23 protein-coding genes are annotated in these 25,208 nt (G+C 56.9%); 9 read left to right on the plus strand and 14 right to left on the minus strand.

The window, feature by feature from the left end; all coding sequences use genetic code 11:
- Window positions 1-27 precede the first annotated feature (27 nt).
- From scpB to BLU07_RS10260, 5 genes are all read right to left on the minus strand, one after another.
- Window positions 28-786, minus strand: coding sequence for an SMC-Scp complex subunit ScpB (scpB, locus tag BLU07_RS10240; RefSeq protein ID WP_092386614.1), 759 nt, complete (start codon window positions 784-786; stop codon window positions 28-30).
- Window positions 755-1,633, minus strand: coding sequence for a segregation and condensation protein A (locus tag BLU07_RS10245; protein ID WP_092386616.1), 879 nt, complete (start codon window positions 1,631-1,633; stop codon window positions 755-757). Before BLU07_RS10245 ends, scpB begins: the two co-directional genes overlap by 32 nt.
- A 4-nt stretch (window positions 1,634-1,637) precedes the next feature.
- A complete protein-coding gene (locus BLU07_RS10250; protein WP_172830111.1) occupies window positions 1,638-2,855 on the minus strand; it encodes a tryptophan--tRNA ligase in 1,218 nt (405 codons plus the stop codon).
- Window positions 2,856-3,044: 189 nt separating this feature from the next.
- Window positions 3,045-3,668, minus strand: coding sequence for an L-threonylcarbamoyladenylate synthase (locus BLU07_RS10255; protein WP_092389767.1), 624 nt, complete (start codon window positions 3,666-3,668; stop codon window positions 3,045-3,047).
- 10 nt (window positions 3,669-3,678) lie between these two features.
- Window positions 3,679-4,551 (minus strand): PHP domain-containing protein, encoded by an 873-nt coding sequence (locus BLU07_RS10260; protein ID WP_092386618.1) that lies wholly within the window; start codon window positions 4,549-4,551, stop codon window positions 3,679-3,681.
- 204 nt (window positions 4,552-4,755) lie between these two features.
- On the opposite strand from BLU07_RS10260, the gene BLU07_RS10265 reads away from it, so the two are divergent.
- The 4 genes from BLU07_RS10265 (at window position 4,756) to BLU07_RS10280 (ending at window position 7,588) form a co-directional block, all read left to right on the plus strand.
- The gene (locus BLU07_RS10265) at window positions 4,756-5,064 is read left to right on the plus strand and encodes a YciI family protein (protein WP_092386620.1); all 309 of its coding nucleotides are present in this window, start codon (window positions 4,756-4,758) and stop codon (window positions 5,062-5,064) included.
- 48 nt (window positions 5,065-5,112) lie between these two features.
- A complete protein-coding gene (locus BLU07_RS10270; protein ID WP_092386622.1) occupies window positions 5,113-5,781 on the plus strand; it encodes a response regulator in 669 nt (222 codons plus the stop codon).
- Between the two features lie 110 nt (window positions 5,782-5,891).
- The gene (locus BLU07_RS10275; RefSeq protein WP_092386624.1) at window positions 5,892-6,251 is read left to right on the plus strand and encodes an MICOS complex subunit MIC60; all 360 of its coding nucleotides are present in this window, start codon (window positions 5,892-5,894) and stop codon (window positions 6,249-6,251) included.
- Between the two features lie 5 nt (window positions 6,252-6,256).
- Window positions 6,257-7,588 carry an ATP-binding protein gene (locus BLU07_RS10280; protein ID WP_092386626.1) on the plus strand — a complete coding sequence of 444 codons (1,332 nt, stop codon included), beginning with the start codon at window positions 6,257-6,259 and terminating at the stop codon, window positions 7,586-7,588.
- Here the strand turns inward: BLU07_RS10280 and BLU07_RS10285 are convergent.
- Window positions 7,557-8,129 carry a nitroreductase family protein gene (locus BLU07_RS10285; RefSeq protein ID WP_092386628.1) on the minus strand — a complete coding sequence of 191 codons (573 nt, stop codon included), beginning with the start codon at window positions 8,127-8,129 and terminating at the stop codon, window positions 7,557-7,559. The two genes, BLU07_RS10280 and BLU07_RS10285, sit on opposite strands and share 32 nt — an antisense overlap.
- Window positions 8,129-9,163, minus strand: coding sequence for an AraC family transcriptional regulator (locus BLU07_RS10290; RefSeq protein ID WP_092386630.1), 1,035 nt, complete (start codon window positions 9,161-9,163; stop codon window positions 8,129-8,131). Before BLU07_RS10290 ends, BLU07_RS10285 begins: the two co-directional genes overlap by 1 nt.
- 198 nt (window positions 9,164-9,361) lie before the next feature.
- On the opposite strand from BLU07_RS10290, the gene BLU07_RS10295 reads away from it, so the two are divergent.
- From BLU07_RS10295 to BLU07_RS10310, 4 genes are all read left to right on the plus strand, one after another.
- Entirely contained in the window at window positions 9,362-9,697 is a 336-nt protein-coding gene (locus tag BLU07_RS10295; RefSeq protein WP_092386632.1) for a DUF962 domain-containing protein, read from the plus strand.
- Window positions 9,698-9,791: 94 nt separating this feature from the next.
- Window positions 9,792-10,376 carry an HD domain-containing protein gene (locus tag BLU07_RS10300; protein WP_092386634.1) on the plus strand — a complete coding sequence of 195 codons (585 nt, stop codon included), beginning with the start codon at window positions 9,792-9,794 and terminating at the stop codon, window positions 10,374-10,376.
- Window positions 10,377-10,472: 96 nt separating this feature from the next.
- Window positions 10,473-11,852: an adenylate/guanylate cyclase domain-containing protein gene (locus tag BLU07_RS10305; RefSeq protein ID WP_231701624.1), complete on the plus strand. Its 1,380-nt coding sequence runs from the start codon at window positions 10,473-10,475 to the stop codon at window positions 11,850-11,852.
- Between the two features lie 93 nt (window positions 11,853-11,945).
- Window positions 11,946-14,126, plus strand: a complete 2,181-nt coding sequence (locus BLU07_RS10310; protein ID WP_092386636.1) for a patatin-like phospholipase family protein — start codon at window positions 11,946-11,948, stop codon at window positions 14,124-14,126.
- Here BLU07_RS10310 and recQ read toward each other — a convergent pair.
- On the minus strand, window positions 14,123-16,264 hold the full coding sequence (recQ, locus tag BLU07_RS10315) for a DNA helicase RecQ (RefSeq protein WP_092386638.1): 2,142 nt from the start codon (window positions 16,262-16,264) through the stop codon (window positions 14,123-14,125). The two genes, BLU07_RS10310 and recQ, sit on opposite strands and share 4 nt — an antisense overlap.
- A 198-nt stretch (window positions 16,265-16,462) precedes the next feature.
- Here recQ and BLU07_RS10320 point away from each other — a divergent pair, with 198 nt between their 5' ends.
- Window positions 16,463-17,050, plus strand: a complete 588-nt coding sequence (locus tag BLU07_RS10320; RefSeq protein ID WP_092386640.1) for a UPF0149 family protein — start codon at window positions 16,463-16,465, stop codon at window positions 17,048-17,050.
- A 99-nt stretch (window positions 17,051-17,149) separates the two neighbouring features.
- Here BLU07_RS10320 and BLU07_RS10325 read toward each other — a convergent pair whose 3' ends face one another.
- The 6 genes from BLU07_RS10325 to BLU07_RS10350 form a co-directional block, all read right to left on the minus strand.
- Complete coding sequence (locus BLU07_RS10325; RefSeq protein ID WP_092386642.1) at window positions 17,150-18,913, minus strand: putative bifunctional diguanylate cyclase/phosphodiesterase; 1,764 nt, start codon at window positions 18,911-18,913, stop codon at window positions 17,150-17,152.
- Between the two features lie 297 nt (window positions 18,914-19,210).
- Window positions 19,211-20,191: a tetratricopeptide repeat protein gene (locus tag BLU07_RS10330; protein ID WP_092386644.1), complete on the minus strand. Its 981-nt coding sequence runs from the start codon at window positions 20,189-20,191 to the stop codon at window positions 19,211-19,213.
- Window positions 20,192-20,849: 658 nt separating this feature from the next.
- The gene (locus tag BLU07_RS10335; RefSeq protein WP_092386646.1) at window positions 20,850-21,710 is read right to left on the minus strand and encodes a hypothetical protein; all 861 of its coding nucleotides are present in this window, start codon (window positions 21,708-21,710) and stop codon (window positions 20,850-20,852) included.
- A 40-nt stretch (window positions 21,711-21,750) separates the two neighbouring features.
- Window positions 21,751-23,025 (minus strand): DUF418 domain-containing protein, encoded by a 1,275-nt coding sequence (locus BLU07_RS10340; RefSeq protein WP_092386648.1) that lies wholly within the window; start codon window positions 23,023-23,025, stop codon window positions 21,751-21,753.
- A gap of 33 nt (window positions 23,026-23,058) precedes the next feature.
- Window positions 23,059-23,784, minus strand: a complete 726-nt coding sequence (locus tag BLU07_RS10345; protein ID WP_092386650.1) for a hypothetical protein — start codon at window positions 23,782-23,784, stop codon at window positions 23,059-23,061.
- A 409-nt stretch (window positions 23,785-24,193) separates the two neighbouring features.
- The gene (locus BLU07_RS10350; protein WP_092386652.1) at window positions 24,194-25,102 is read right to left on the minus strand and encodes a LysR family transcriptional regulator; all 909 of its coding nucleotides are present in this window, start codon (window positions 25,100-25,102) and stop codon (window positions 24,194-24,196) included.
- Window positions 25,103-25,208: the final 106 nt, after the last annotated feature.

Here is a 25,208-nt window from a genome sequence, read left to right on the forward strand (position 1 = left end):
GGCGTAGCTGGCAAGTCCGCGAGAATATCACTCGCCGGGCGGCTCGTCATCTGTTGGCTCTTCCCGCGCCGGCAAGTCATCGAAATCGGTCTTGATGCGTTCTTCCATGCCGCGCAGCTCGTCCAGCAGCGCATGAAAATCTTCTTCCGCAGCTTCGCCGTCCAACGGTTGCAAGGGCTCGACCGGCATCCACGGCGTCGCTGGGGCCTGGGTTTCCTCATCGCTGCCGGTGTCCTGCAGGTCCAGTTCGGGCTCGGCATCCAGGTCACGAATGGTCGCCAAGGGTGGCAGCTCGTTGAGACTATGCAAACTGAAGTAATCAAGAAACTGGCGGGTAGTGGCATACATGGCTGGGCGGCCCGGTACATCACGGTGACCGACCACCCGCACCCATTCGCGATCGACCAGAGTACGGACGATGTGGCTGCTCACCGCCACCCCGCGAATATCCTCAATCTCGCCACGGGTGATCGGCTGGCGGTAAGCAATCAGTGCCAGTGTTTCCAGCAGCGCACGCGAGTAACGCTGCGGCCGCTCCTCCCACAAGCGACTGACCCAGGGCATGAACTCATTGCGCACTTGAAGTCGCCAGCCGCTGGCCACCTCGACCAGCTGCATGGCTGAGTCGGCATAGCTGTCAGCCAGTTCGGCAAGCGCCGCGCGCAATGCATCATTCGCTGGCAATTGTTCGGGCTCGAACAGATCCTTGATCCGCTCCAGGTTCAGCGGCTTGTTGCTGGACAGCAGCGCCGCTTCAAGAATCCGTGACAGGGGTGGTTGGCTCATCTGCGCGCACCTTGACGTGAATGGGGGCCAGGGGTTCGGTTTGTACCAGTTCGATCAGTTGTTCCTTGACCAGTTCCAGCACCGCCATAAAGGTGACGACGACACCCAGGCGCCCCTCAGACGTACTGAACAGACTGACAAAAGGCACGAAGGCGCGGCCCTGCAAGCGATCCAGCACCTGCGCCATGCGCTCGCGGGTAGACAACACCTCCCGGGTGACCTGGTGACTTTCGAACATATCGGCACGACGCAATACATCGGACAATGCCAGCATCAATTCCTGCAAATTGACCTCAGGTGCCTGGGTGCGCTGCGGCAAAGCCGGCACCTCGGCAGCAGCCAGCGTCAGGTCACGGCCAAGGCGCGGCAAGCTGTCGATATCCTCGGCGGCCTGCTTGAAGCGCTCGTATTCCTGCAGGCGACGGATCAGCTCGGCACGAGGATCACCCTCCTCTTCGTCGAGCTCTTCCTGACGCGGCAACAACAGGCGGGATTTGATCTCTGCCAGCATGGCAGCCATCACCAGATACTCGGCAGCCAACTCCAGGCGTATCGCCTTCATCAGCTCGACGTAACTCATGTACTGGCGGGTAATTTCCGCCACCGGAATATCCAGAATGTCGATATTCTGTCGGCGGATCAGATACAGCAGCAAATCCAGCGGGCCTTCAAAAGCCTCGAGAAAGACTTCCAGCGCCTCGGGCGGAATGTACAGATCCTGCGGCAATTCGGTCACCGCCTGGCCGTACACCACGGCAAAAGGCAGTTCCTGCTGGTGTACCAGAGGCGAAGTGGCAGCGCTGGCCGACGAGGTCGAGGGGGTCTCAGTGTTCGTCGGCTCGCGCATGGGGTCAGGGCCGGTAATGCAGGCCCATGACCTGCCGCACTTCAGCCAGGGTATCGCGCGCCGCTTCGCGCGCGCGCTCGGTGCCCTCGGCCAGAATCACCCGCACCGCATCCGGGTTCGCTTCGTAATCCTTCGCCCGCTGCTGCATCGGCGCCAGCTCGGTACTGATCGCATCTATCACCGGCTTCTTGCAGTCAATACAGCCAATACCGGCACTCCGGCAGCCTTCCTGCACCCAGGCATGGGTTGCCTCATCGGTATAGACCTGATGCAACTGGAATACCGGGCACTTGCCCGGATCACCCGGATCATTGCGACGTACCCGAGCCGGATCGGTCGGCATGCGGCGCACCTTCTCGCTCACCTCATCCGTGGTATCACGCAAGGTAATGGTGTTGCCGTAGGACTTGGACATTTTTTGCCCATCCAGGCCCGGCATCTTCGAGTCCGGTGTCAGCAGGGCCTGTGGCTCGGGCAGAATCACCTTGCCGCCACCTTCCAGGTAGCCAAACAAACGCTCCTTGTCGCCCAGGGTAATATTCTGCTGCTCCTGAAGCAGGGCACGCGCCGTATTCAGTGCCTCGCTGTCACCCTGCTCCTGATAGGTCTTGCGCAGGTTGTTGTATAGCTTGGCGGCTTTTTTGCCCATCTTGCGGACCGCAGCCTCGGCTTTCTCTTCGAAACCGATTTCCTTGCCGTACAGGTGATTGAAGCGCCGCGCCACTTCACGGGTAATTTCCACGTGCGCTACCTGGTCCGCCCCGACCGGTACCTGACCGGCGCGATAAACCAGAATATCCGCGCTCTGCAGCAAGGGGTAGCCAAGGAAACCGTAGGTCGCCAGATCCAGATCCTTGAGTTTTTCCTGCTGATCCTTGTAGGTCGGCACCCGCTCCAGCCAACTGACGGGTGTAATCATCGACAATAACAGGTGCAGCTCGGCATGCTCGGGTACCTGCGACTGGATGAACAGGGTCGATGCGTTACCGCTCACTCCGGCCGCCAGCCAATCGACCAGCATGTCCCAGACACTCTGCTCGATATCCTGCGGCGTCTCGTAATGGGTGGTCAGCGCATGCCAGTCAGCCGCAAAGAAAAAGCAATCATACTCATGCTGCAACTTTACCCAGTTCTTCAACACACCATGATAATGACCCAGATGCAATCGACCAGTCGGGCGCATGCCAGACAGAATCCTGCGCTGCGAATCTACGGAACTCAAGTGTCACTCCTGACGCTATCAACAGAAAGAAGCCATAGGTACATGGCAGAAAGTGCGCAGTATACCCGCAAGTCGCCGCCCCCGGGCAAACCCGACACCAATTACCCTCGCCGTTTTACCGCCGCTCTGAAGCTGCAAGCGGTTTTGCCTGCCAAGGACGCAAATGCAACAACAATATGACTGTTGCAACTAGCCACCGAAGGGGGTTGGATCACCCAGACCGACCCGTGTCACTTCAACCACATCGTCCAGCATGCTGACCACTGTCGTTGGCTCTACCTCGCAGGCGCCGCCGTCAATGATCAGATCCAGCTGCTTGCCGATACGATCCCGGATCATCTCCGGGTCGGTCAGCGGCAGGTTGTCGCCCGGGAGCATCAGGGTCACGCTCATCAAGGGTTCGCCCAGGGCTGCCAGCAGATCCAGGGTGATCTGGTGGTCAGGAATGCGCAGGCCGATGGTGCGTCGCTTCGGATGCAGCAAGCGCCGTGGCACTTCGCTGGTCGCATTCAGGATAAAGGTATAAGGCCCCGGCGTATGCGCCTTGAGCAAACGAAAGGTCGTGTTGTCGACCTTGGCGTAAACCCCCAGCTCGGACAAGTCACGGCACACCAGAGTGAAGTTGTGATTCTTGTCCAGCTCACGCAGGCGACGAATCCGCTCCAGCGCGTTCTTGTCGCCCAGATGACAGCCCAGGGCGTAGGCCGAATCAGTCGGATAGGCGACCACACCGCCCTGACGAATAATATCAACCGCCTGCCGAATCAGCCGGGGTTGCGGGTTATCCGGATGAATCTGAAAAAACTGACTCACACTAAATTCCTCATCCACAGCGGCCAGGCGCCGCATTAAAAGCTTCATCCTGCCAGAGTGGCGAACACTCCGGCGGTAATGCCGTCATTTGCCCCAGCGCCATCCAGGGCGAATCCGGGTTATGGAAATCACTACCACAGCTGACCAGAAAACCCAGTTCTCGGCTCAGTTTACCAAGGTAGGCCACCTGCTCAACCGGCTGCTTGCCATTGACGACTTCAATGCCACGACCACCGGCCTCGGCAAAGGCCCGCAGCAATTTGCGCAGCTGACTCCGGCTGAAACCGTATTGCCACGGATGGGCAATCACGGCGATGCCACCGGCACTGCGAATCTGGCCAACGACTGCTTCCAGGGTCGGCCAGTGCTGGCGAATATCACCGAGCTTGCCGGCGCCGAGCCATTTCTGGAACGCAGCTGCACGATCCGGCACATGGCCGGCAGCCACCAGCCAGTCGGCAAAGTGCGGGCGTGCGGGCGGGCTGTGCTCCTCCGCTCCGGCCAGTTTTTGCTGCTCAATGGCTCCGGCCAACGCACCCGGCATATTCTTCTGTGCCAGTTTGTCGGCGATCTGCTCGGCCCGGCGCCAGCGCCCGGTGCGAACTTCGCTCAGGGCCTGTTGAAAGTCGCCATCCTGCGGATCAAAACCATAGCCCAGGATATGCAACGTGCGTGACTGCCACTGGGCTGACAGCTCGACACCACTGACCCAACCCATACCCGCGGCCAATGCAGCCGCTCGCGCCGACTCCAGACCATCGATACAGTCATGGTCGGTCAAGGCGATCAGCTCGACGCCGGCTGCGGCAGCACGGTGCATGAGTTGGTCGGGGGCCAGCACGCCATCGGAAGCGGTACTGTGCATGTGTAGATCAGCGCGCACAGGATCTCCTGCATGGGGAATTTCCACCATTATGCCTTGTCTACGCCTTGAACGCTCAGTCGGATACACTTGTGCCCGATAATGCGTCTGCGTGAGCCGTGAACAAGCGACCTGCTGCGGAGCCTCATGCAATGTGACGATCATGTTCGTGCAATCTTCCGGCACGCCTGCCATTGAGTGGCAGCATGGAATCAAGGACAAACAATGTACTACGCCATCATGGCTACCGATTACCCCGACACCCTCGATGCCCGCCTGCAAGCGCGGCCGGATCACCTGGCGCGGTTGCATGCATTGCAGGATGCCGGCCGGTTGCTGCTCGCGGGGCCGCACCCGGCCGTCGACAGCAATGATCCCGGCAGCGCCGGTTTTACCGGCAGCCTGGTGGTGGCCGAATTTGCCAGCCTGGAAGCGGCCGAAGCCTGGGCTGCAGCGGACCCCTATGTTGCCGCCGGCGTCTATCAGGATGTGCGGGTCAAACCGTTCAAGGCCGTGTTGCCGGCCCAACGCTGAGCCGAGCCAAACTCAAGAGGCAAGCCCGTGACCACTGCCCGATTATTGATGATTGACGATGACCAGGAGCTGTGTGGTCTGCTTGGCGACTGGCTGGGCAGCGAAGGGTTTCAGCTCGATTGCGTGCACGATGGCGAGCAGGGCCTGGCCCGCGCACTGACCGGTGAACATGAAGCTATCATCCTGGATCTGATGCTTCCCGGCATCAACGGTCTGGACCTGCTGCGTGCTCTGCGCCAGCAGGCTCAGGTACCGGTGCTGATGCTCAGTGCCCGGGGAGAACCGGTTGACCGCATTCTGGGCCTGGAGCTGGGTGCCGACGATTATCTGGCCAAACCTTGCGATCCACGCGAACTGGTCGCCCGCTTGCGCGCCCTGCTGCGCCGCAGTCAGCATCAGGACACCGGCAACGAGTCCAGCCTGCTGGACGTCGGTGACCTGCGCCTCGATTCGGTCAACCTGGTCGCCTGGCGCGATGGAGAGCTGCTGACCCTGACCCAGACGGAAGCACATATTCTCGCCCTGTTGTTACGCCACGCGGGGCAGGTGATTGACCGCCAGACCCTGTCGCGCGAGGTATTGGGCAAGTCCCTCGGCCCCTATGACCGCAGCCTGGACATGCACATCAGCAACCTGCGACGCAAACTCGGCACCCATGCCGACGAGCGCCCACGCATTCAGGCACTGCGCGGGCGGGGTTATATCTACGCCGCGTGAGCTTTACACAACCTTTACCGCCAGGCAGCCCAGCTTGACAGTGTATTCGTCAGACTGAGCATCAAGGGTCAAACATGGCCCCCGACTGAATGACCAAACAGGAGTCAATGATGAACAAGACCTTGATCGCCAGTGTAATGATGCTGGGTATCGGCCTCAGCGGGCATACCCTTGCCGCCCACCATGGCCAGGGCAAGCAGGATCGCGGTGAGCGTTACCTAGAACGCATGACCGAACAACTCGACCTGACCAGTGAGCAGCAAGAGCAGTTGCGTGAAATCCACAAGGAACAGCGCGAAGCCTACCGTGAGCTGCATGCGCAAACCCGCGAGCAGGTTGCCGAGGTACTGACCGAGGAGCAACAGGAAAAAATGCAGGCCATGCGTGAAGAGCACCGGGAAAGAATGCAACAGCATCATCAACAGCGTGACGAGTCTGGCGAGCGCCATCAACGCAACCGGGATTACTGATCCGCATGCGACTGTTCTGGAAAGTCTTTGCCGTTCTCTGGCTGGCAACCCTGCTGGTTGGTGGCTCTGGCTTTCTGGTCAGTCGTGCCCTGCAACAGGACTGGATGCTGCTGCAATTTCACCCGCAATTGCGTGATTTTGCCAGTGAACTGGTCAATGAATATGAGCAACAGGGGCCAGATCAGGCACAAGCCTGGCTGGAACAGCAACTGGCAGAACACCGTCTGCGAGCGCGCCTGTTTGATGCCAGTGGCGACCCTCTGCTGACGGGCACGCTCTGGCCCAGCGCGCGGCAGCATCTGGTGGAAGAACGCCAGCACAAGTCCCGCCGCAATCCCTATGGGCGCCGCTTCCAGCTGGTCTGGAACAGTGACCTCGCCACCTACCAGTTGAGCCTGCATGTGCCGACACCGGAGCTGTTTCGCTGGCAGCGCACACCCTTTGCGCTGATTGCCAATATCATTCTGGCCATGGCGTTGCTGGCGCTGCTCAGCTTGTTGCTCAGCCGCTACCTGACCAGCCCGCTACGCCGCCTTGGGCACGCCGCGCAAGCCCTGGGCGAGGGGCAATATCAACCCGAGAGTTTGCTGCCCAGCTTGCGCCGGCGCGATGAAATCGGTGACCTGTCACGTCAGTTTCAGCATATGGCCTCCCGCCTGCAAACCCTGCTCGACAGTCAACAGCAGCTGATGCGCGATATTTCCCACGAACTGCGCTCCCCCCTGGCCCGACTGCGTATCGGTCTGGCCCTGGCCAGCCGTCAACCGCTGCCCTCGGACGATCCTCTATGGCAGCGGCTGGACCGCGAATGCAGCCGGCTGGACGAGCTGATTGGCGACATCCTCACCCTGAGCCGGCTGGACAGCCATGACCATCCCAGCGAACGTTTTGATCTGGATACTCTGGTCAGGGAATCGGTAGCCGACGCCAGCTTCAGCGCCGAGCATCAACGGATCGAACTCCAGGGTCAAACCAGGAGTCAGTTGACTGGCTGGCCGCAACAAATTGCCAGTGCGCTGGACAATCTGCTGCGCAATGCATTGCGCTTCACCCCCGAGAATGGCCAGATCAACATCCTGCTCGCGCGCCAGGAATCACAGGCCATTATCCGTATTGAAGACAGCGGACCCGGAGTACCTGATGCATGGCTAAGCCAACTGGGCGAGCCCTTTGTGCGCCTGCCCGGGCAAGCCGCAGACAGCGGCCATGGCCTCGGCCTGGCGATCGCCCGGCGTGCCATTGACCGACATCAGGGCCAACTGCGCTTTGATCGCAGCCCGCAGCTCGGCGGCCTGCGTGCCACCATCAGCCTGCCGCTGGGCCACTCCAGGGCGTGAAAAAATCTGTCGTGGCCAGTTCAGGCGGGGCCTTGCGCTGACCCAGGCACTGCCCCAGATACAAGAACGCAATAACCTGCTCGTTATCCGCCAGGCCCAATCCCTTGCGGACCACCGGGTGGTAGGCCATCTCGCCAGTACGCCAGACCGCACCGAGATCCAGCGCATGCGCGGCCACCAGCATATTGCTGACGGCCGCGCCACAGGCCAGATCCTGCTCTGACGCCGGAACCTTGGGGTGCGACTGACGGCAGCTGATAGCAACAATGATCATCGGCGCACGCAGCGGTTGTCGGCGCAGCTTGTCTTGCCGCTCGGTTGACAGCTCCGGCTCATCATGCAGCGCTGCCTGAACAAAGAGCTCACCCAGTTGCTCCAGCCCCGGCTGTTCCAGCACCAGAAAACGCCAGGGACGCAACCAGGCATGATCAGGCGCACGCAGCGCTGCCTTGAACAACTGCTCTCGCTGCTCGGGGCTTGGCGCCGGGCCCGTCAGGCGAGGTACAGAAACGCGCCCATGCAAAGCGTGCAGCGCATCCATCAGGCCTCCTTGGGATTGGGTGAATTCAGATGTTGCTCACGGTACTGACCGGGGGGCACAGCATACCAGCGCCGGAAAGCGCGGAAAAAGTTGCTCGGGTCGGCAAACCCCAGCAGATAGGCAATTTCCAGCAGCGTCAGTTCCGGTTCGGCCAGATACTGCAGTGCCAGCTCCCGCCGCGTGTCATCCAGCAGCTGCTGATAACTGGTGCCCTCCTCCTGCAGACGGCGCTGCAAGGTACGCGTACTCATGCGCATCGCTTCGGCCACCGCATCACGCTTGGGTTCACCCTGAGGCAACAGCCGGCAGAGCGTTTGCCGGGCCTGATGGGTAACCCGGTTCTGGGCAAACTGCGCCAGGTACTCGCTGGCCATATGATCATGCATCTGCGCCAGGCGGTCGTTGCCGCTGGATAGCTGCTTGTTCACTTCGGCGCGATCAAAAACCAGGGCATATTCGGTGCTGGAAAAAACCAGCGGGCAGCCAAAAAGGGTTTCATAGGGCACCGCATCAGCGGGTGCCGGAGCAGCAAAACGGGCCTGCTGCGGCACCAGCTCGCGTCCGGTCATCCAGCGGCAGAACGCCAGAAGGTAGGCCATGGCGGCTTCGTGAACCTGACTGGGAACCGGCAACTGGTCACCATGGAATGCCAGCACCAGTGCTACCTGTTGCGGTTCCAGACGCAAATCCAGATCCGATGACTCACCCATGATGCGTTGAAAACGCACGATGCGTTTGAACGCCTCGAGCAGACTCGGGCTGGACATCATGGCATAGCCAACCAGGTTGAAATACGCTGGTCTTACCACCCGGGCCAGATTCAGCCCCAGGGCCGGATTACCGCTGCGCTGCACCGCCAAATGCCAGAGCCGGGTCATCATGTCCTGCTCGAAACGTGCTTCCGGCTCGCGCAAGAGGCGCTTGTCCAGCCCGACATCAGTGCACAACTGCCCGGTATCCAGCCCCTCCAGGCGCATGGCCTCGAGCACCGCACTGGCCCAGCTTGATGAAGTGGTACGCAAATAAGCAGGCATCTTGGTAACCGGTTCTCCTCCACACCCTCTGCATGATTGCAGGGGCAAAATATGCAACCAAGCATAGTGCAAAGCCGGTCGCGACAACACCCGGCCGGCAAAGTCAGTCTGCTGGCACGCTGGGCCAGTGCAGCCGGCCATAAATTGGCTAAGGTGCGCTTCTGGACTAACCTGATATGCAACCTACAAGGAGTTTTCATGACCGAGACCAGCTCTCAAGCAGCCAGCGAACTACCGGCATTCAGCTCCTTTGCCGAGTTTTACCCCTATTACCTCAGCGAACACAGCAACGATACCAGCCGTCGTCTGCACTACGTGGGCAGCTGCCTGGTGCTGTTGATTCTCGCCGCGGTTCTCCTCAGCCAGAACTTCTGGTGGTTGCTGGCACTGCCTGTCGTCGGCTACGGATTTGCCTGGGTTGGCCATTTTTTCTTCGAGAAAAACAAGCCGGCTACCTTCAAGTATCCGCTGTACAGCTTCATGGGTGACTGGGTCATGCTGCGTGATGCGCTTACCGGACGCATCCGCTTCTGATCGGGTGCGCGATTGTCAGCCCGCTGACAGTCGCCTACCCCGTGCTCGTCTAGACTGCACCCTGCTCTGATAATAAAACCCGCAGGAGACAACCATGGGCAAGCACGAACAGGCCACCTTTACCGCCATGCAGGAAGGCACAGCAGAAGACTGGCAGATCATCTCCACGCACTTCCGGGACTTTGCCCGCGAATTGCCGGATCGCATTCTCAGCCACCTCAAGCTGCTTGATGGCGACTTTGGCGGTTTCCCGATTGATCGCCTGGAGCACTCTCTGCAAACCGCTACCCGCGCCCACCGCGACGGTCGGGATGAGGAGTACGTAGTCTGTGCCCTGCTGCACGATATTGGCGACACCCTGGGCTCCTACAATCATCCGGACATTGCCGCCGCCATCCTCAAACCCTTCGTCAGCGAAGAGAACCTGTGGATGGTCGAAAAGCATGGCGTTTTCCAGGGCTACTACTTCTTTCATCACCTGGGCATGGATCGGCACCTGCGGGATCAGTTCAAGGATCACCCGCTGTATGCCTATACCGCTGAATTCTGCGCCAAATACGACGCGACGGCCTTTGATCCGGACTACGCCTCTGAATCGCTGGAATTCTTTGAGCCCATGCTGCGCCGGGTATTTGCTCGACCACGCAATTCCATGTACGCCAAGGCAAGCGCTGAATAGCACAGCGCTTTACTTTCCGCCCTGACATATTATGATCGCTCGAGGACTTCTCGGGGCGATCATGGCCCCTGCCCATGGCACGGGAACCAGATAATAATGTCAATCAATAGCCGCATACACCCGGTCAAGCCACCGATGGAGGGGTACCACTCCCGAACGCTGGCTTACCTCTGCGTCGCCATTACCTTTACTGCCCTGGGCGTCCAGCGTGGTTTCGATCTGCAGCACCTGGTCGTTATTGCCTACTGCCTGATCTTTCCGCATCTGCTGCGCTGGTTGCTGGCCCGATTCAGCGCCGACAATCTGCGTCGTGGCGGCTTGATCGCACTCGCGGTGGATGCGCTGCAAACCGGCATACTGATCACACTAAGCCTGTACAACCTGGTGCCCAGCCTGGTGTTTCTGCTGTTGATCAGCTTTGCCAGCAGCATAATCGGCGGGACCTTGTACCTGGGGATCGGCTGGTTGCTGGCACTGCTCGGCTTGCTTGGCTCAAGCCTGTTGCTGATGCCGTCACCGCAGATAGACACCAGCCTGACAGTGATGCTGGCCAGCCTGCTGAGTCTCAGTGTGTTTATCGTGATTACCGCCGTCTACGTCTATCAACAAGGACGCAACCTGGAAAAAGCGCGCCGGGCCATCGGCGCCGAACAGGAACGCAGTGCCCGGTTGGCGAGCAACCTGTCGCGCTACCTGTCTCCTCAGGTCTGGGAATCGATCTTTTCCGGCCAGCGCACGGTGACGCTGGAAACCCGTCGCAAGAAAATGACCGTGTTCTTCTCGGATATTCGCGGCTTTACCGAACTGGCCGAGGAGATGGAGGCAGAGGCCCTGACCGATCTGCTCAATCACTATCTCAATGAAATGGCGAAGATTGCCCTTGAATATGGCGGCACCATCGATAAATTCATCGGCGACTGCGTGATGATTTTCTTTGGTGACCCGGTCAGCAAAGGCGCCAAGGAAGATGCCGAAGCCGCCGTTGCCATGGCCATTGCCATGCGCAAGCACATGAAAGTGCTACGCCAGCAGTGGCGAACCCGCGGCATCACTCGTCCGCTGGAAATCCGCATGGGCCTGAGTACCGGTTATTGCACCGTGGGTAATTTTGGCGCCAATACGCGGATGGATTACACCATTATCGGCCGCGAGGTGAACCTCGCCAGCCGACTGGAAAATGCCGCCGAATCCGGCGAAATCCTGGTTTCACACCAGACCTGGTCACTGGTCAAGGACCGCGTCATGTGTCGCGACAAGGGCGAAATCAGCGTCAAGGGCTTTTCCCGCCCGGTGCAGGTCTATCAGGTCGTCGGCCTGCGCAGTGAGCTGGGCGCGGCCCCCAGCTACCTGGAAGAAGAGCTGCCCGGCTTTTCGATGTATCTGGATACCAACAACATCCGCAATTACGACAAGGATGAAATTGTCAAAACCCTGGAACAAGCTGCACGTAAACTGCGCGACAAGGTGATTATCTGAGCGCAGCAATCCGGGTTGCGTATTTTTGCCCTACAGTGACCCGGGCTCGTATACAATCGCCGCTGGATTCCACGTATTGCCATCGGTTTTATCATGTTCAAACGCTTGCTCTGTCTACTGCTGATTTGCGCGCCACTGGCCGTCAGTGCCGAAGAACTGCGTACCGGGCTGGTCCTCTCTGGTGGGGGTGCCCGTGGCATGGCGCATATCGGCGTACTCAAGCAACTGGAAGCACGCAACATCCCCATTCATGCGATTGCCGGCACCAGCATGGGGGCCGTAATCGGCGGGTTGTACGCAGCCGGCTACAACGCTGAAGAACTCGAAGAGATCGCCCTCGCCCTGGATTGGGAAAACATCCTCAGCGACAGTCCGCAACGGGAGGACATCCCCTTCCGTCGCAAGCAGGATGACCGTGATTTCCTGGTCAAATACCGCCTCTCGTTCAATCAGGGTCGTCTCAGCCTGCCGCGGGGTCTGCTGCAGGGGCAGAATCTGAGCCTAGCACTGGAAACCCTGCTGGTGCATACCAACGAAGTCGATGATTTCGATCGGCTGCCAATTCCTTTCCGCGCCGTTGCTACCGACATCGCCAGCGGTGATTCCGTGGTCTTCCGCAGCGGCCACTTGCCTCAGGCTATCCGCGCCAGTATTGCGCTACCGGGCTTTTTCGCCCCGGTGCAAATCGATGGGCGCCTGCTGGTGGATGGCGTATTGAGCAACAATGCGCCGATTGATGTTGCCCGTGCCATGGGGGTTGACCGGGTCATCGTGGTGGATATCGGTACACCACTGAAAACGGCTGAGGAATTGAACTCCATCGTCGACATCATGGATCAGACCACAACCCTGCTGACGCGCACCAATACCGAACGCCAGCTGGCTACCATGAGCCCCAGTGACATTCTGCTGCAGCCCCGACTGGGCGCCATGGGGTTCAGTAGCTTCAATGACATCGATCAAGCCATTGCCGCTGGCGAGCAAAGTCTGCTGGAGGCCAACTGGCAAGACTTCGCCGCACCGCTGAAACCCGGTGAGCCGGGCGGCAACCTGGCCAGCGAACGGCCACAGCGCCAGCCGGTTATCTCACGGATTGAAATCCGCAATACCGGCAAGGTAGACGACCAGGTGATCCGCGCCCTGATTCGACAGGACGTGAATGAGCCACTGAATATCAGCCGGCTGGAAACCGACATGGGCACCATCTATGGCACGGATTATTTCAGCCGGGTCAATTATGAAATTGTCCACGATGATAACGACGGCAACACCCTGTTGATCCGTACGCGTGGACGGGAAACCGGCACCGACTACCTGCGCCTTGGCCTCAGCCTGGCCGATGATTTTCGTGGCGGCAGCCAGTTCAATATTGGCGCCAGCTACCGCGTCAATGGCGTCAACCGCCTTGGTGCAGAATGGTTCAACCGCTTGCAACTGGGTAGCGATCAGCTGGTTTACAGTGAGTTCTACCAGCCACTGGACTATGGCTCGCGCTATTTCATAGCGCCCTTTATTGACGCTGAAGCACGGAATGTCGAAGTAATCGTCGACAATGACCCGGTGGTTGATTATCGCCAGCTACGCTATGGCACCGGTATCAACCTGGGCCGGCAGATCGCCAACAACGGTGAGGTTCGTCTGGGTATCTCGCGCTATCGCGGCGAGGCCAAGGTCCGTGTTGGTGACCCTGACCTGCCCTCTTTCAACTTCAACGAAGCCTTCTACACGCTGCAAATCGACCGCGACACCCTGGACGACATCAACTTTCCGACCCGAGGCGATGAAGCCCGGCTGACTATCCGCCAGTCCGATCCGGACCTGGGCGCCGATGATCGCTACCGGCAAACGGAGTTCACCGCCCGCCGGGTCTATTCCTTCGGTCCGAACAGCTTTCAGGTCGGTGGTGGCCTGGGTCGCACCGAAAATGAAGTGGATATTGCCCAGAGCAGCTTCCTGCTGGGTGGCCCGGGCCGGTTTTCCGGCTATCGCGAGAACAGCCTGGCCGGGCAGAATTACAACCTTGCCCGCCTGGTTTATTTCCGCCGCTTGAGCAGCGATAGCTATGCCCCGCTTGGCATGCCACTGTACTTCGGGACCAGCCTGGAATATGGCCGGGTCTACAACAAGAGCGTGGATGGTTTTGATACCGGGTATATCAGTGCCGCGAGCATCATGATCGGTGCCGACACCTTCCTTGGCCCGCTGTTCTTCGGCCTCGGGGCCAACCAGGATGGTGACCGCGCGCTCTATATGAAACTGGGACAGACGTTCTAACCGGCAATTTCCAGCTCCAGCGCAGCGCGGATACACAGCAGCTCGCCTTCCTGCAACGCCAGGCCATCCCGCCCGGGCAAGTTGCGTACGCCGGGCAAATGCTCTTCGCCTGCCGCCAGGAAAAGATCCTGCGCTTCCTCAATCACGGCCTGCGGCGCCTCGACGACCTGCTCCAACGCAAGATCACCCTGACGCACCAGGCGCGCCAGTTCATGCCAGGTATCCTTGCTGCTCAGGCCCAGCTGACGGCTGATCTGCTCTGCGCCCATACCCGCGAGCACCAAGGCCTGGACTTCCTGACCCCGGGCCAGGCGGGACTCATCCTCTGCATTCGCCGCCGCCCCACTGCCGTCCAGCAAGACCTGCAGGAAATCAGCACCATAGCGCTCCAGCTTGTGCGCACCAATGCCACTGACATGCCCCATATCCTGCAAACTGCCCGGCCGCTGGCGCAGCATATCCACCAGCGTGGAATCCGGAAAAATCACATAAGGCGGCACGCCATGCTCTTCCGCCAGACGTTTGCGCAGCGCACGCAGGGCTTCCCACAGGGGCTTGTCGGCATCGGCCACCACCGCCCGCTCACTGCCACGGCTCGGCAAGGGTGCCGAACGCGCCGCATCCTTGCGCAATGCCAGCGTTTCTTCACCACGCAGCAAGGGGCGGCAGGATTCATCCAGCCGCAGACTGCCATAGCCATCCAGATCCACCTCAACCAGACGGCGAGCAATCAACTGACGGAATACCGAACGCCACTCGATCTCGTTGAACTGCTTGCCAATGCCATAGGTTGAGAGGTGCTGGTGACCGGCAGTGCGAATCTTTTCGTTATCGCGCCCAAGCAGAATATCCACCAGGTGGCCCACTCCGTAGCGCTGACCACTGCGATAGATGGTCGATAGCGCCATACGCGCCGCCTCACTGCCATCCCAGGTCGCCACTGGCTCGCGGCAATTATCGCAATAGCCACATGGCTCCGGCATGTCATCACCAAAATAACTCAACAGCGATTGCCGCCGACAACTGGTCAGTTCGCACAGGGCCAGCATGGCATCCAGCTTGTGGCGTTCGATACGTTTGTGCCGCTCATCACCGTCCGAATTGGCCATGATCTGATTGAGCATCAGTACATCCTGCAGACCGTAAGCCATCCAGGCATCCGCCGGCAGGCCATCACGCCCGGCACGGCCGGTTTCCTGATAATAGGCCTCGACACTTTTCGGCAAATCCAGGTGAGCCACAAAACGCACATTGGACTTGTCGATACCCATGCCAAAGGCAATGGTCGCCACCATGATCAGCCCTTCCTCGTTGAGAAAACGCTTCTGGTGCAGCGCCCGCAATTCCGACGACAGCCCGGCATGGTACGGCAGCGCCGGCCACCCCTGTTGCGACAGCCACTGGGCGGTATCTTCCACCTTCTTGCGCGACAGGCAATATACGATCCCGGCGTTGCCCTTGTGCTGGCCAAGAAACTGCTGCAGCTGCTGCCGCGGCTTGTCCTTGGGCACAATGCGATAGAAGATATTCGGTCGATCAAAACCGGAGACAAAGCAAGCCGCCTGCTGCAAATGCAGACGCTGAATGATTTCCTCACGTGTGCGCTCATCGGCGGTCGCCGTCAGCGCCATGCGCGGTACCTGCGGGAACAGGCTATCCAGTTGTCCCAGTTGCAGGTATTCCGGACGAAAATCATGCCCCCACTGGGATACACAGTGCGCCTCATCAATGGCAAACAGGGCAATATTCAGGCTCTGCAGGAAATTCAGGGTGCGCGGTTTCAGCAGGCGTTCAGGTGCCAGATAGAGAAAATCCAGCTCGCCCTGGCGCAGCGCCCGGGCAATCTCGCGCTGGGCCTGTTCATCCAGCGTTGAATTCAGCGCCGCGGCGCGCAAGCCCAATTCATTCAGGGTCGCGACCTGGTCATCCATCAAGGCAATCAGCGGTGACACCACCACACAAAGCCCGTCACGCAGCAGCCCGGGGATCTGGTAACACAACGACTTGCCGCCACCGGTCGGCATCAACACCAGGGCATCACCGCCCTGCATCACCTGATCAATGATATCCGCCTGTTGGCCTCGAAAGGCGTCATAACCAAAGACTGCCTGCAGTTTGTCCAATGCTTGCGCGCGCATGCCGCTCCCGGAGCCGTATCGAATTTAATCGGCCAGTATACCAGCCCGGCCCCGACGACCCAGTGAAAAGGGGCTATAGTTCTTCGAGAAGCACATTATTGGGTCGACAGCAGGCGGCATCAATCATTGCTTATCGTCAACGACAAAACACCAACTGCCAGTTACAATGGCGGCCATTGTCACAGTCGAGGTATACCCATGTCATTCGCCAGCCAACTCGCCCAGCTAGAGCAGTTTCTTGATGCCGATGATCTGCACGATGAAGCGCTTGATTATATGGCCGGTCATGGCTATCTGACCGCGCTGGCCATCAGCCCGGTAGAAGTACCGGATGACGAGTGGCTGGAAGAGCTGTTTGCCGAGCAACCGAACTACCAGGATACCGAGCAACAGGCACTGATCGAAGGCACCCTGCGCGAACTCAAAACCCGCCTCGGCAGCGAGCTGGCCAGCGACGAAGCCCTGGACATGCCCTGTGATCTGTATTTGGGTGACGAAGCCGATCTGTCGGATATTCGCAGCTGGTGTGTCGGCTTCATGGAAGGCGTCTTCATGCGTGAAGAAGACTGGTTCGCCCGCGACGAAGAAACCGTCAGCGAGTTGTTGCTGCCCATCATGGTCGGTTCCGGCCTGTTCGACGATCAGCCCGAGTTTGTCGAAATCAATCAGGATGCCGACATGGTCGATGACATGCTCGAACACATCCCCGACGTACTGACCCAGCTCTTCCTGCTCTTCCACGCCCCGGAAGACAAGCCGAAGCCGGCGCTGCTGTCACGGCGTTGAAGCTCCAGGCAGAAGAAAACGGCGCAGCAAAACTGCGCCCGTTGGAAGCCTTGTAGTCCATCACCGCTTAGATTGAACAGGAAGCTGCCGAGTGCAGCTTTATCGTCGGTCCCCAGTCACACCAAGCAGATAGGCCGGCATTGCCTCAGCCGGCATGGGTCTCGCATACAGATACCCCTGCGCCAAATCGCAGCTTAACGCTTTAACCAGGTCATCCTGTTCAGCCGTTTCCACGCCTTCAACAACAACGCTCAACCCGAAGCTGTGCCCGACACTGATGATGGCTTGCATGATCGCCATATCACTGTCGTTTTCCATGGCGTGGTGCAGGAAGCTTCGGTCAATCTTGAGGCTGCAAACCGGTAACCTGCGCAAGTAAACCAGAGACGAATATCCGGTACCGAAATCGTCAATGGAAATATGTACGCCAGCGTTTTTCAACGTTTCCAATTGACCTATCTGCTCAAGATCACCACCGATCACTTCATTCTCTGTCAGTTCTACGCCCAGCTGCGAAGGCAGCAAATCGTAACGGTGCAGCGTCTGCAGGATTTGATCAGCCAAGTGCTGGTTCGTCAGTTGCTTGCCCGACAAGTTGATATCAATACGTAGCTTCTCAAGCTCCGTGCCCTTCCATGCGACAAGCTGCTTGCAGGCCGCTTCGATAACCCAATCTCCAATCCGGTTGATCAGCCCCGACTTTTCAGCCACCGGAATAAAGATATCCGGTGGTACCGGCAGCGCATTGTTATCAAAGCACCGCAGCAAGGCTTCGCAGGACCGAATGCTCCCGTCATGCAGATCAATCTGAGGCTGAAAATACAGTTGCAGACTATCGGCAGCGAGGGCGCTACGCAAAAGGGCACCTATCTTTTGATAATGATGCAGCCGGTCATTGATGTCCGAGGTGTAAAAACAGACTCTATTTTTGCCCTTATCCTTAGCTTGATACATGGCTGCATCGGCATTACCCATCAGGTCAGCAATCGTTTTGCCGTCATCGGGAAACAGGCTGACACCAAAGCTGGCAGAAACCTGATAACAAAGGCCATTAATCACAAAACCACGATCGAGGGTATTGGCTATACGTTGCAAGAGCTCGTGAATACCTTCTACGCCATCAAAATCAAACAACAACAGCACAAATTCATCACCGCCAAACCGGCTGAGCTGATCGCAACTGCGGATTTCTGTTTTCAATCCCTCCGCAACCGCGCGCAACAGCTCGTCGCCATAGTGGTGCCCCAAGGTATCGTTGATCATCTTGAAATTGTCCAGATCAATAAATACAACGGCTACTTTGCTGTTTGGTCGTCGCTCGGCCTCTGCAAGGCGCGCCGATAGCTCAGCCTCCATCAACCGTCGGTTTGGCAGCTGAGTCAAATCATCAAAATTCGCCATCCATTGCAGCTTTTCCTTGGCTTTTTTCTGTTCCTGCAAGCTGATGTCAATACAGAACATTTCGCAGTCACCCGTGTCCTGCTTGATCATCACATGACTGGAGTACACCGGAACCGGGTGACCATCTTTGTGCTTCAACTCCACTTCCTCTGCGGGAATGCTGACGTTGCTGTGCAGCCAGTCCTGGTGGGCGTCTATTACGCCTTCACGCATTTGGTCAGGGATAATGAGATCTTCCAGCAGCTGGCCTTCAGCTTCCTCCCGGGTATAGCCGTAAAGGCACTTGCTCGCATCGTTCCAATAAATCACCCGGCGCTGCCTGTCATAGCCCTGTACCGCGATCATTGGCAGGCTTTCAATCAACTCGTAGAAGTTTTGTTCGCTTTGCTTGATGGCACGCGACGAACGTCCGTCGTGATCAGCGGATGAAAGAGGTGATTTCGGGCCAAGAAAATCTGGCATTCAACGTGCCTCCGAATGGAGTTTCAGGCAATCGAGAAACAACGAGGGGATTTTTCAGATATTAAAAGCAGTATAGGTGCTATTGACCGGATTGCCCGGTAATCGACCCGCCCGATTGGGTAGCAATCACTCAGGGCCAGTGCTGTACTCGGTGGGGGGGGGGGTAATGCCTGCTCACCGATAGTCGACAACGGCAATCAATGGGTTGCAGCCAACATCAACGAAACATGTGCCGTCACGGGGCAGATTGAACTGACCCTGGTTTCCGTCTGACGCGAGGACACAAGCCTGAAGTCATTATTCTGGTTGAGGCGAATGAGTTTCTGCATTTTGCATGGCCACTACAGCAGGTCCGCCGCCACAAAACTCGGTAACAACCTGGGCTGATGTTCCCTCACGCAGGCTCCGAGCCTCGGCAATCAGTTCATCGGCGTTTTCTCGCTGATTGCCCTCCACCATGACACTCTGCCGATAAAGCGCAGCAGCGAGTCCGTTACGTGCTATATCGTACTGGGTAAGGCCCAGCGCCAATCTGAAGTGGGCAATAGCAGCCTCCGCGTCGTCCTTGGTGCAGAGCAAGAATCCACCGTAGTTTCCGTAAGCCCAGGCAGCCTCCGGCCGATTAGCTATCTGCTGCAGATAAATACTTTCAACTGTCTGGTACTGACCAAGGCCATGATAGTAAAGAATGAGACCATCCATGGCTAATGACACCGCTCTTGCATTATCGGTGCCGCTGTCGACAACGCTCTGATAAAGAACAGCGGCTTCGGCATGCTGGTCCTGGGCAATAAGCACATCAGCAGTGTGTATGGCCAGCCATGGATCGTCCGTGCCAATCTCCTTTGCTTTGGCCAGTGCAGCAGCAGCGTCAGCCAGGCGGTTCTGCAAAAAATACAGGTTCCCGGCAACGACATGCGTCTCCGCTGATTCGGAATCCAGACGCAAAGCCTCATCCAGAGAGCCTTCCGCTGCAGCCAGAGCGGACGGCTCGTAACGGGTGCCATCGATGAATCCAGTCAGGATATGGTAGCGAGCCAATTGTCGATGAGCAGGAGCAAAATCCGGCGCCACGCGGAGAATACCCTCTAGCTTCACTTTTGCCGCATAGAGCACACTGGGCTCACCTCCCCAACTATCGAGCAACATGACAGCTTCATCATATGCAATCCTGTTTGTTGGATTGATGCCCTTGTGCTGCGTTTCCTCAGCAAGGGAAGCGGCGCTGAAACAGGAGAAAACAAGCAGGATGAGCAGTATTCTTGCCAGCAGATTCATAAGTGTCCCGTAGAAGATAAACGTGTAGCCAGTGTTGTAAAACAAGAGTCAGGCTCTGACTTGATGTGTATTCATCCTGAGGGGAGAAATCCAGACGCCCGGTAACACGTCGGGAGACGCGCAAGAAGATACGGGGGAATGCGCACAGCCGGTGGCGGAGCGGCTACTGGAGCTGGCGTCGCCATCAAGCGCAGAATTGATCCGGCAGGAATCACATCCGGAGCCTGGATATGGGGGTTCAGCGACAGTATCTGGTGGAGGTAGCGGTTGTAGTCGGGACCGCTTGCCCCCACCCCGTAGAATCGGCCCATTATCATCGACAGACTCTCGCCTGGTTTGATTCGGTATTCGAAGCTTCCCGCTGAGGTGACCATAAAAATCCTTTTAAATGGCAGTGCTGCCGTCTTCTGCAATCCATGCACGAGCGCGTCTGTATACGCAGCGCTGCAGCATACGATGACTTGCCGAGTCGGGCAATCGGAAGAAGCCCAATATGAGAACCAGTTAACAGTTCAGCAAGAAAAATCTCTGTGTCACACAAATCGCCAGGGCAAGTTCTGCATTTTGCTTGCGCTTATACATGCAAAAGGTAAGACCTGCCCCCTGTTTTCCTGGTCGCGGTGGAAAACTTTCCCGCCAACAGCGCCGACTATGCGACTTATTCTGATAGTTTAGAAGCCTCTATAGCCTTTGAAGCCTCTAAAGGACTTAAAGCCCCTAAAGCTTCCATTTTATTAATGAGCTCTTCCATATATCGATCTGTTTCCTGTTTCTGCTTTTCAAGCTCTTGCAAGTAACCACGATAAAACTCCTGAAAATCCGCTTCATCGCTTTCATACATTGCCGCTGTTTCAATTGCCGCAGCGCCGAATGGGCCTCGACGAATGGCTATAGCAGACGGATGTGCTGAATGTTCAGGCTTGGTAATTGAGACAGCATAACTTATTCTCTCGAGCGCATAGTCATTTGTATCTGGCCCTTCCGACATTGAAACACCTTCAACTTCTTTTAATGCTTCTTCTAGCTCATTGATGTAGCCCGATGCTACTTTTTTGGGGCCTGTCTCGGAGAAAAATGCCCAAAAGGCCTGTGGCGGAATTTGATCAACGCCGCTTTCAAACGACATAGGCAATCCATTGTATAGCGACAAACCTTTGCCTTCATCATGGTACATATAGACCGTACCAAAAATTCTCTTATTATCGCGAACTTTCCAGCCACCCAAAACCAGCTTTAACCTAAAAACCTCCTCTGGTTTTTTGTAATCAATTATCAGGAGGTCATCATTAAAGGATATATCAGACGCATCCAGAACAAGCACCTTATCATTTCCTAGATCATCCCTCTGAATCCAACGCCCACCGACGGGCGAGAGCTCCAGAATCTGGCGATCTGGATGAAGAGCAGAAGATGCCGTGGACCACGTGCCATAGAATTCCTCTCCAGCGATTGTGCTGATGGCAAAAGCATTAGCAACGGAACTGAATAATGCCAAAAATAGTACTGCACGTCTGATCATTGGGTCCTCGACTTAGCATTGCGCAATGAGGGTAAGGTAATTAGCTGCTTTTCTCGTTTTTAAAAGGCTGCCAATTCCAATAGGTAAAAGATCGCCACAGCCACTCGGCGGGGCCGAAACGGTAGCGTTTCAACCACCAATGGCTGATAACGACTTGCAGCGCAAAAAATGCCACGGCCAGCACAAGCTGCCAAACCCTGGGCACCTGCCCCCAAAGGCCCAGACCGTAGCCGTAGAAAACGCTGGTCCATATAATTGACTGCAACAGATATTGGCTTAATGCAGTGCGCCCTAACGGAGCCAACCAGGTGAGTTTTGATGCGGCCAGCAATACCGCTGCCAGATAACCCAGCGGCAAAATCACCCCTGCCACCAACCCCAGAAACTCACCCACCACGGGGCCTGGGTCGAGCATCACGATATCGCCTTGATAAAAAAGTGCAGTGCTCAAGGCTGCCAATAACAAGCCCAATGGAAGGCCCACCATTGCCCAACGGCGCAAAAACCTTCGATGCGCGGGCAAGTCAATCACTTTCCCTGAGACTGCCAGCCAACGGCCCAGCAGAAAGTATCCAAGCACTATCATCAGCAGGTATATGCCATCCAAAGACAGATATGACCAGTAACTGCGAATGCGTTCGCTCGTTACTTCAGAAAAACTGCCGTTGATATAGACGCTGCTGGCACGTGCCACATCGTCCATCAAGGCGGCTTTTTCATGAGCCAATGCCTTTTGCATAGCAGTCAGCGCAACCGGGTCTAAAACAATTACCAGTAACACTGCTACCAACAACGCCGGCACGCCAATTAGTACCAGCGTCCATTTCCACAAGCGTTGCACCGGCGTATTGCGAAAAAACAGCAGCATGAGCACGGCGCAAATGGCATAGATCAATAAAATATCGCCCGGCCAAATAAAAGCCAAATGAAAGAGTCCAATCAGCGCCAGCAGCAATAATCGACGGCCATAAACGGTCCAGAAGCGAACGCCTTTTGCCGTAGCACTCTCAGTCATCAATGTAAAACCGATGCCGAATAACAACGCAAATAATGGATAGAATTTACCCTCCGCCAGCCAACTTATCAGCCAATCGGCGCCGAGGTTAATACCGGTAAGCGAGGGGTCATACCCCACATACATAGCCTGAAGGGGGCGACTGAACCACTGAAAGTTAACAAGCAAAATACCCAACAGGGCGAAACCGCGCAAAACATCCAGGTGAACCAGTCGCTGTGCGGCGGGTGTAGAATTTATTATATTTTCTTGCACTTCATCGTCCCTAATGACTGACTGCTCATAATACGGCTCACGCATGAACCCCGATGGCCGCAGGCCGCTATCAAGCCCCTAAGGGATTGCATGCATTATACGGTCACTTTCAAAGTACGACAGGGCTCTTTTCTGGACTTCAAGCGCCTCGTCTGCCTGCCCAACTGCCACCAGGATCTCGATCAGAGACAACACATCATTGACGAAACTCTCATCTGCATACGCTATAAACCTCGGGGTATTCAGATCAGGATTTCCTCTAGCCAATCCAAGATTTCTCTCCCGCATATGACGTAACCCTTCGTATTTAAGTATGGGGTCGCCAATATACCTGGCTGATATGTCATACGCTTTATTCTCTATTAACAGCCGCTCGGCGGCATGATAATAGCTCTGGGCCTGGTCAGGGTATTTTTCATCCAGAATAATGAATAAATCCAACGTCGCTTCTCTATCACCCATTACCCTGTTTATCGACGACAGTTCAAGAAAATTCTGGAAATCCCCTTGCCCGGACAGTAGCAGCTCCTTGTTATCATCTCGAATACCAATCAAAGCATCCATTGCAGCGGGGTAATTTTTACCAAGCCGAACCCACTCATCAAGTGCGTAAGACAACCTTACACCACCCATGCCTTGTGACGTTTTAGATGCTTCGTGAAACCAGAGATGCTTTTCCAGGGCTTGTTGATATCGCCCTTCTTTCGTTAACTGTACAATATGATCCAGGTCGCTGTTATCAACGGTACCGTACGACAAACTTGAAAACAGAAAAGAAACAATTAAAACCAGTATTTTATTCATAAAATCCCTTTCGAAAAATATCCCAGGCCAGGCATTGCTTTTTGCTCAGGTCGATACAGGCAAAAGGCAAGACCTCACTCTCGTTTCCTTGATGTGGTATCCGAAGTTTACAGCTGAAGCGACCATTAAAATCCTTTTACATGGAGTGGTTGCCGTCTTCTGCAATCCATGGGCAACGGCGTCGGTACAAGCAGCGCTGAATCTTACGACGCCTGGCTGAGCAGAACAATTGGACGCGCCCCAATATGAGAACCAGTTAACAGTTCAGCAGGAAAAAAACGCAACGCGTTGCATCGGCCCTATGCCATTCGGGTAAAGGTGCTGGATGCAGGCGACAGCAAGTCCTGGCCCTGCCTGCCCCCCAAAAACACGGCCACTCACCAGCCTTTGCAGCCTTTGGGTTCCGGGGCTAATCCTCTTCGATGCGGTCGTACTGTTCCGCCAGATAATCAATCAACGCGCGGACGGCAGGCAGCATTCCACGCCTGGACGGGAACACCAGATGAATCACTTCACGGCGCGGTTCCCATTCCGGCAGCACCCTGACCAGTGCACCTGAATTCAGCTCGTCAGGCAACATCAGCAAGGGCAGCTGGACCACGCCTACGCCTGCGATAGCCGCTGTCTTGAGGGTCAGCATGTCGGTGGTGCAATAGCGCGGTTCGAAGGGTACGTCCTGCTTGCGTCCATCCTTGTGTTGCAGGCGCCAGAGATGGTGTTCCTGGCGCGAAGCCCGACTGAGGCTTGGCCATTGCTGCAACGCCTCAGGCTCAGCGGGTTGCCCACCCATTTGCCGGATCAGGTCGGCGCTGGCCACCAGGCATTGCCCGCGGTCGGACAACACCCTGAGTACCAGATTACTGTCGTCGAGTGGCAACGGGCGAACGCGTAGCGCTATGTCCACGCCTTCGGCCAGAACGTCCACACGCCTGTTGGTGGCTTCAAGGTCAATGCTTACTTGCGGATACTGGCGCATGAAGTCCGCCAGCATTTGGCCGACATGAAAATGCAGCAGCCCCACTGGACAGGTGACGCGGATGCGCCCACGGGGTTCGACCCGAACAATGTCGATAGCTTCCTGAGCCGCTTCGGCTTCGATCAGCATGGCGCTGCAGTGCTCGAAATAGCGTTCGCCTATCTCGGTCACCTGAAAATGGCGAGTGGAACGCTGTATCAGGCGCACGCCGAGTTTTTCTTCCAGCATGGCAATGCGGCGGCTCAGCTTTGATTTGGGAATACCCAACTCTCGACCTGCCGGGGCGAATCCACCGAATTCAACGGCTTTGACAAAATAGTACAGGTCATTCAGGTCCTGCATGGGTCCTCCTTGGAGCGTTCCATGAATAGGACGCAGTACATGGTTTTTTCAAACTACCGCCATGGTTGTGCCAATACTAGTCTTGTTTGTGCAAATGCGGTGAAAG

This window comes from Halopseudomonas salegens, assembly GCF_900105655.1.
GTDB lineage: Bacteria > Pseudomonadota > Gammaproteobacteria > Pseudomonadales > Pseudomonadaceae > Halopseudomonas > Halopseudomonas salegens.

Excerpts from the sequence above, each read along its gene's own strand:
- recQ (WP_092386638.1), bottom strand. The coding sequence starts at position 16,264 with ATGCGCGCGCAAGCATTGGACAAACTGCAGGCAGTCTTTGGTTATGAC.
- BLU07_RS10265 (WP_092386620.1), top strand. The coding sequence starts at position 4,756 with ATGTACTACGCCATCATGGCTACCGATTACCCCGACACCCTCGATGCC.
- BLU07_RS10290 (WP_092386630.1), bottom strand. The coding sequence starts at position 9,163 with ATGCCTGCTTATTTGCGTACCACTTCATCAAGCTGGGCCAGTGCGGTG.
- BLU07_RS10280 (WP_092386626.1), top strand. The coding sequence starts at position 6,257 with ATGCGACTGTTCTGGAAAGTCTTTGCCGTTCTCTGGCTGGCAACCCTG.
- BLU07_RS10295 (WP_092386632.1), top strand. The coding sequence starts at position 9,362 with ATGACCGAGACCAGCTCTCAAGCAGCCAGCGAACTACCGGCATTCAGC.
- BLU07_RS10345 (WP_092386650.1), bottom strand. The coding sequence starts at position 23,784 with ATGAATAAAATACTGGTTTTAATTGTTTCTTTTCTGTTTTCAAGTTTG.
- BLU07_RS10320 (WP_092386640.1), top strand. The coding sequence starts at position 16,463 with ATGTCATTCGCCAGCCAACTCGCCCAGCTAGAGCAGTTTCTTGATGCC.
- BLU07_RS10340 (WP_092386648.1), bottom strand. The coding sequence starts at position 23,025 with ATGCGTGAGCCGTATTATGAGCAGTCAGTCATTAGGGACGATGAAGTG.
- BLU07_RS10330 (WP_092386644.1), bottom strand. The coding sequence starts at position 20,191 with ATGAATCTGCTGGCAAGAATACTGCTCATCCTGCTTGTTTTCTCCTGT.
- BLU07_RS10310 (WP_092386636.1), top strand. The coding sequence starts at position 11,946 with ATGTTCAAACGCTTGCTCTGTCTACTGCTGATTTGCGCGCCACTGGCC.
- BLU07_RS10245 (WP_092386616.1), bottom strand. The coding sequence starts at position 1,633 with ATGCGCGAGCCGACGAACACTGAGACCCCCTCGACCTCGTCGGCCAGC.
- BLU07_RS10285 (WP_092386628.1), bottom strand. The coding sequence starts at position 8,129 with ATGGATGCGCTGCACGCTTTGCATGGGCGCGTTTCTGTACCTCGCCTG.
- BLU07_RS10300 (WP_092386634.1), top strand. The coding sequence starts at position 9,792 with ATGGGCAAGCACGAACAGGCCACCTTTACCGCCATGCAGGAAGGCACA.
- BLU07_RS10275 (WP_092386624.1), top strand. The coding sequence starts at position 5,892 with ATGAACAAGACCTTGATCGCCAGTGTAATGATGCTGGGTATCGGCCTC.
- BLU07_RS10350 (WP_092386652.1), bottom strand. The coding sequence starts at position 25,102 with ATGCAGGACCTGAATGACCTGTACTATTTTGTCAAAGCCGTTGAATTC.
- BLU07_RS10305 (WP_231701624.1), top strand. The coding sequence starts at position 10,473 with ATGTCAATCAATAGCCGCATACACCCGGTCAAGCCACCGATGGAGGGG.
- BLU07_RS10335 (WP_092386646.1), bottom strand. The coding sequence starts at position 21,710 with ATGATCAGACGTGCAGTACTATTTTTGGCATTATTCAGTTCCGTTGCT.
- scpB (WP_092386614.1), bottom strand. The coding sequence starts at position 786 with ATGAGCCAACCACCCCTGTCACGGATTCTTGAAGCGGCGCTGCTGTCC.
- BLU07_RS10325 (WP_092386642.1), bottom strand. The coding sequence starts at position 18,913 with ATGCCAGATTTTCTTGGCCCGAAATCACCTCTTTCATCCGCTGATCAC.
- BLU07_RS10270 (WP_092386622.1), top strand. The coding sequence starts at position 5,113 with ATGATTGACGATGACCAGGAGCTGTGTGGTCTGCTTGGCGACTGGCTG.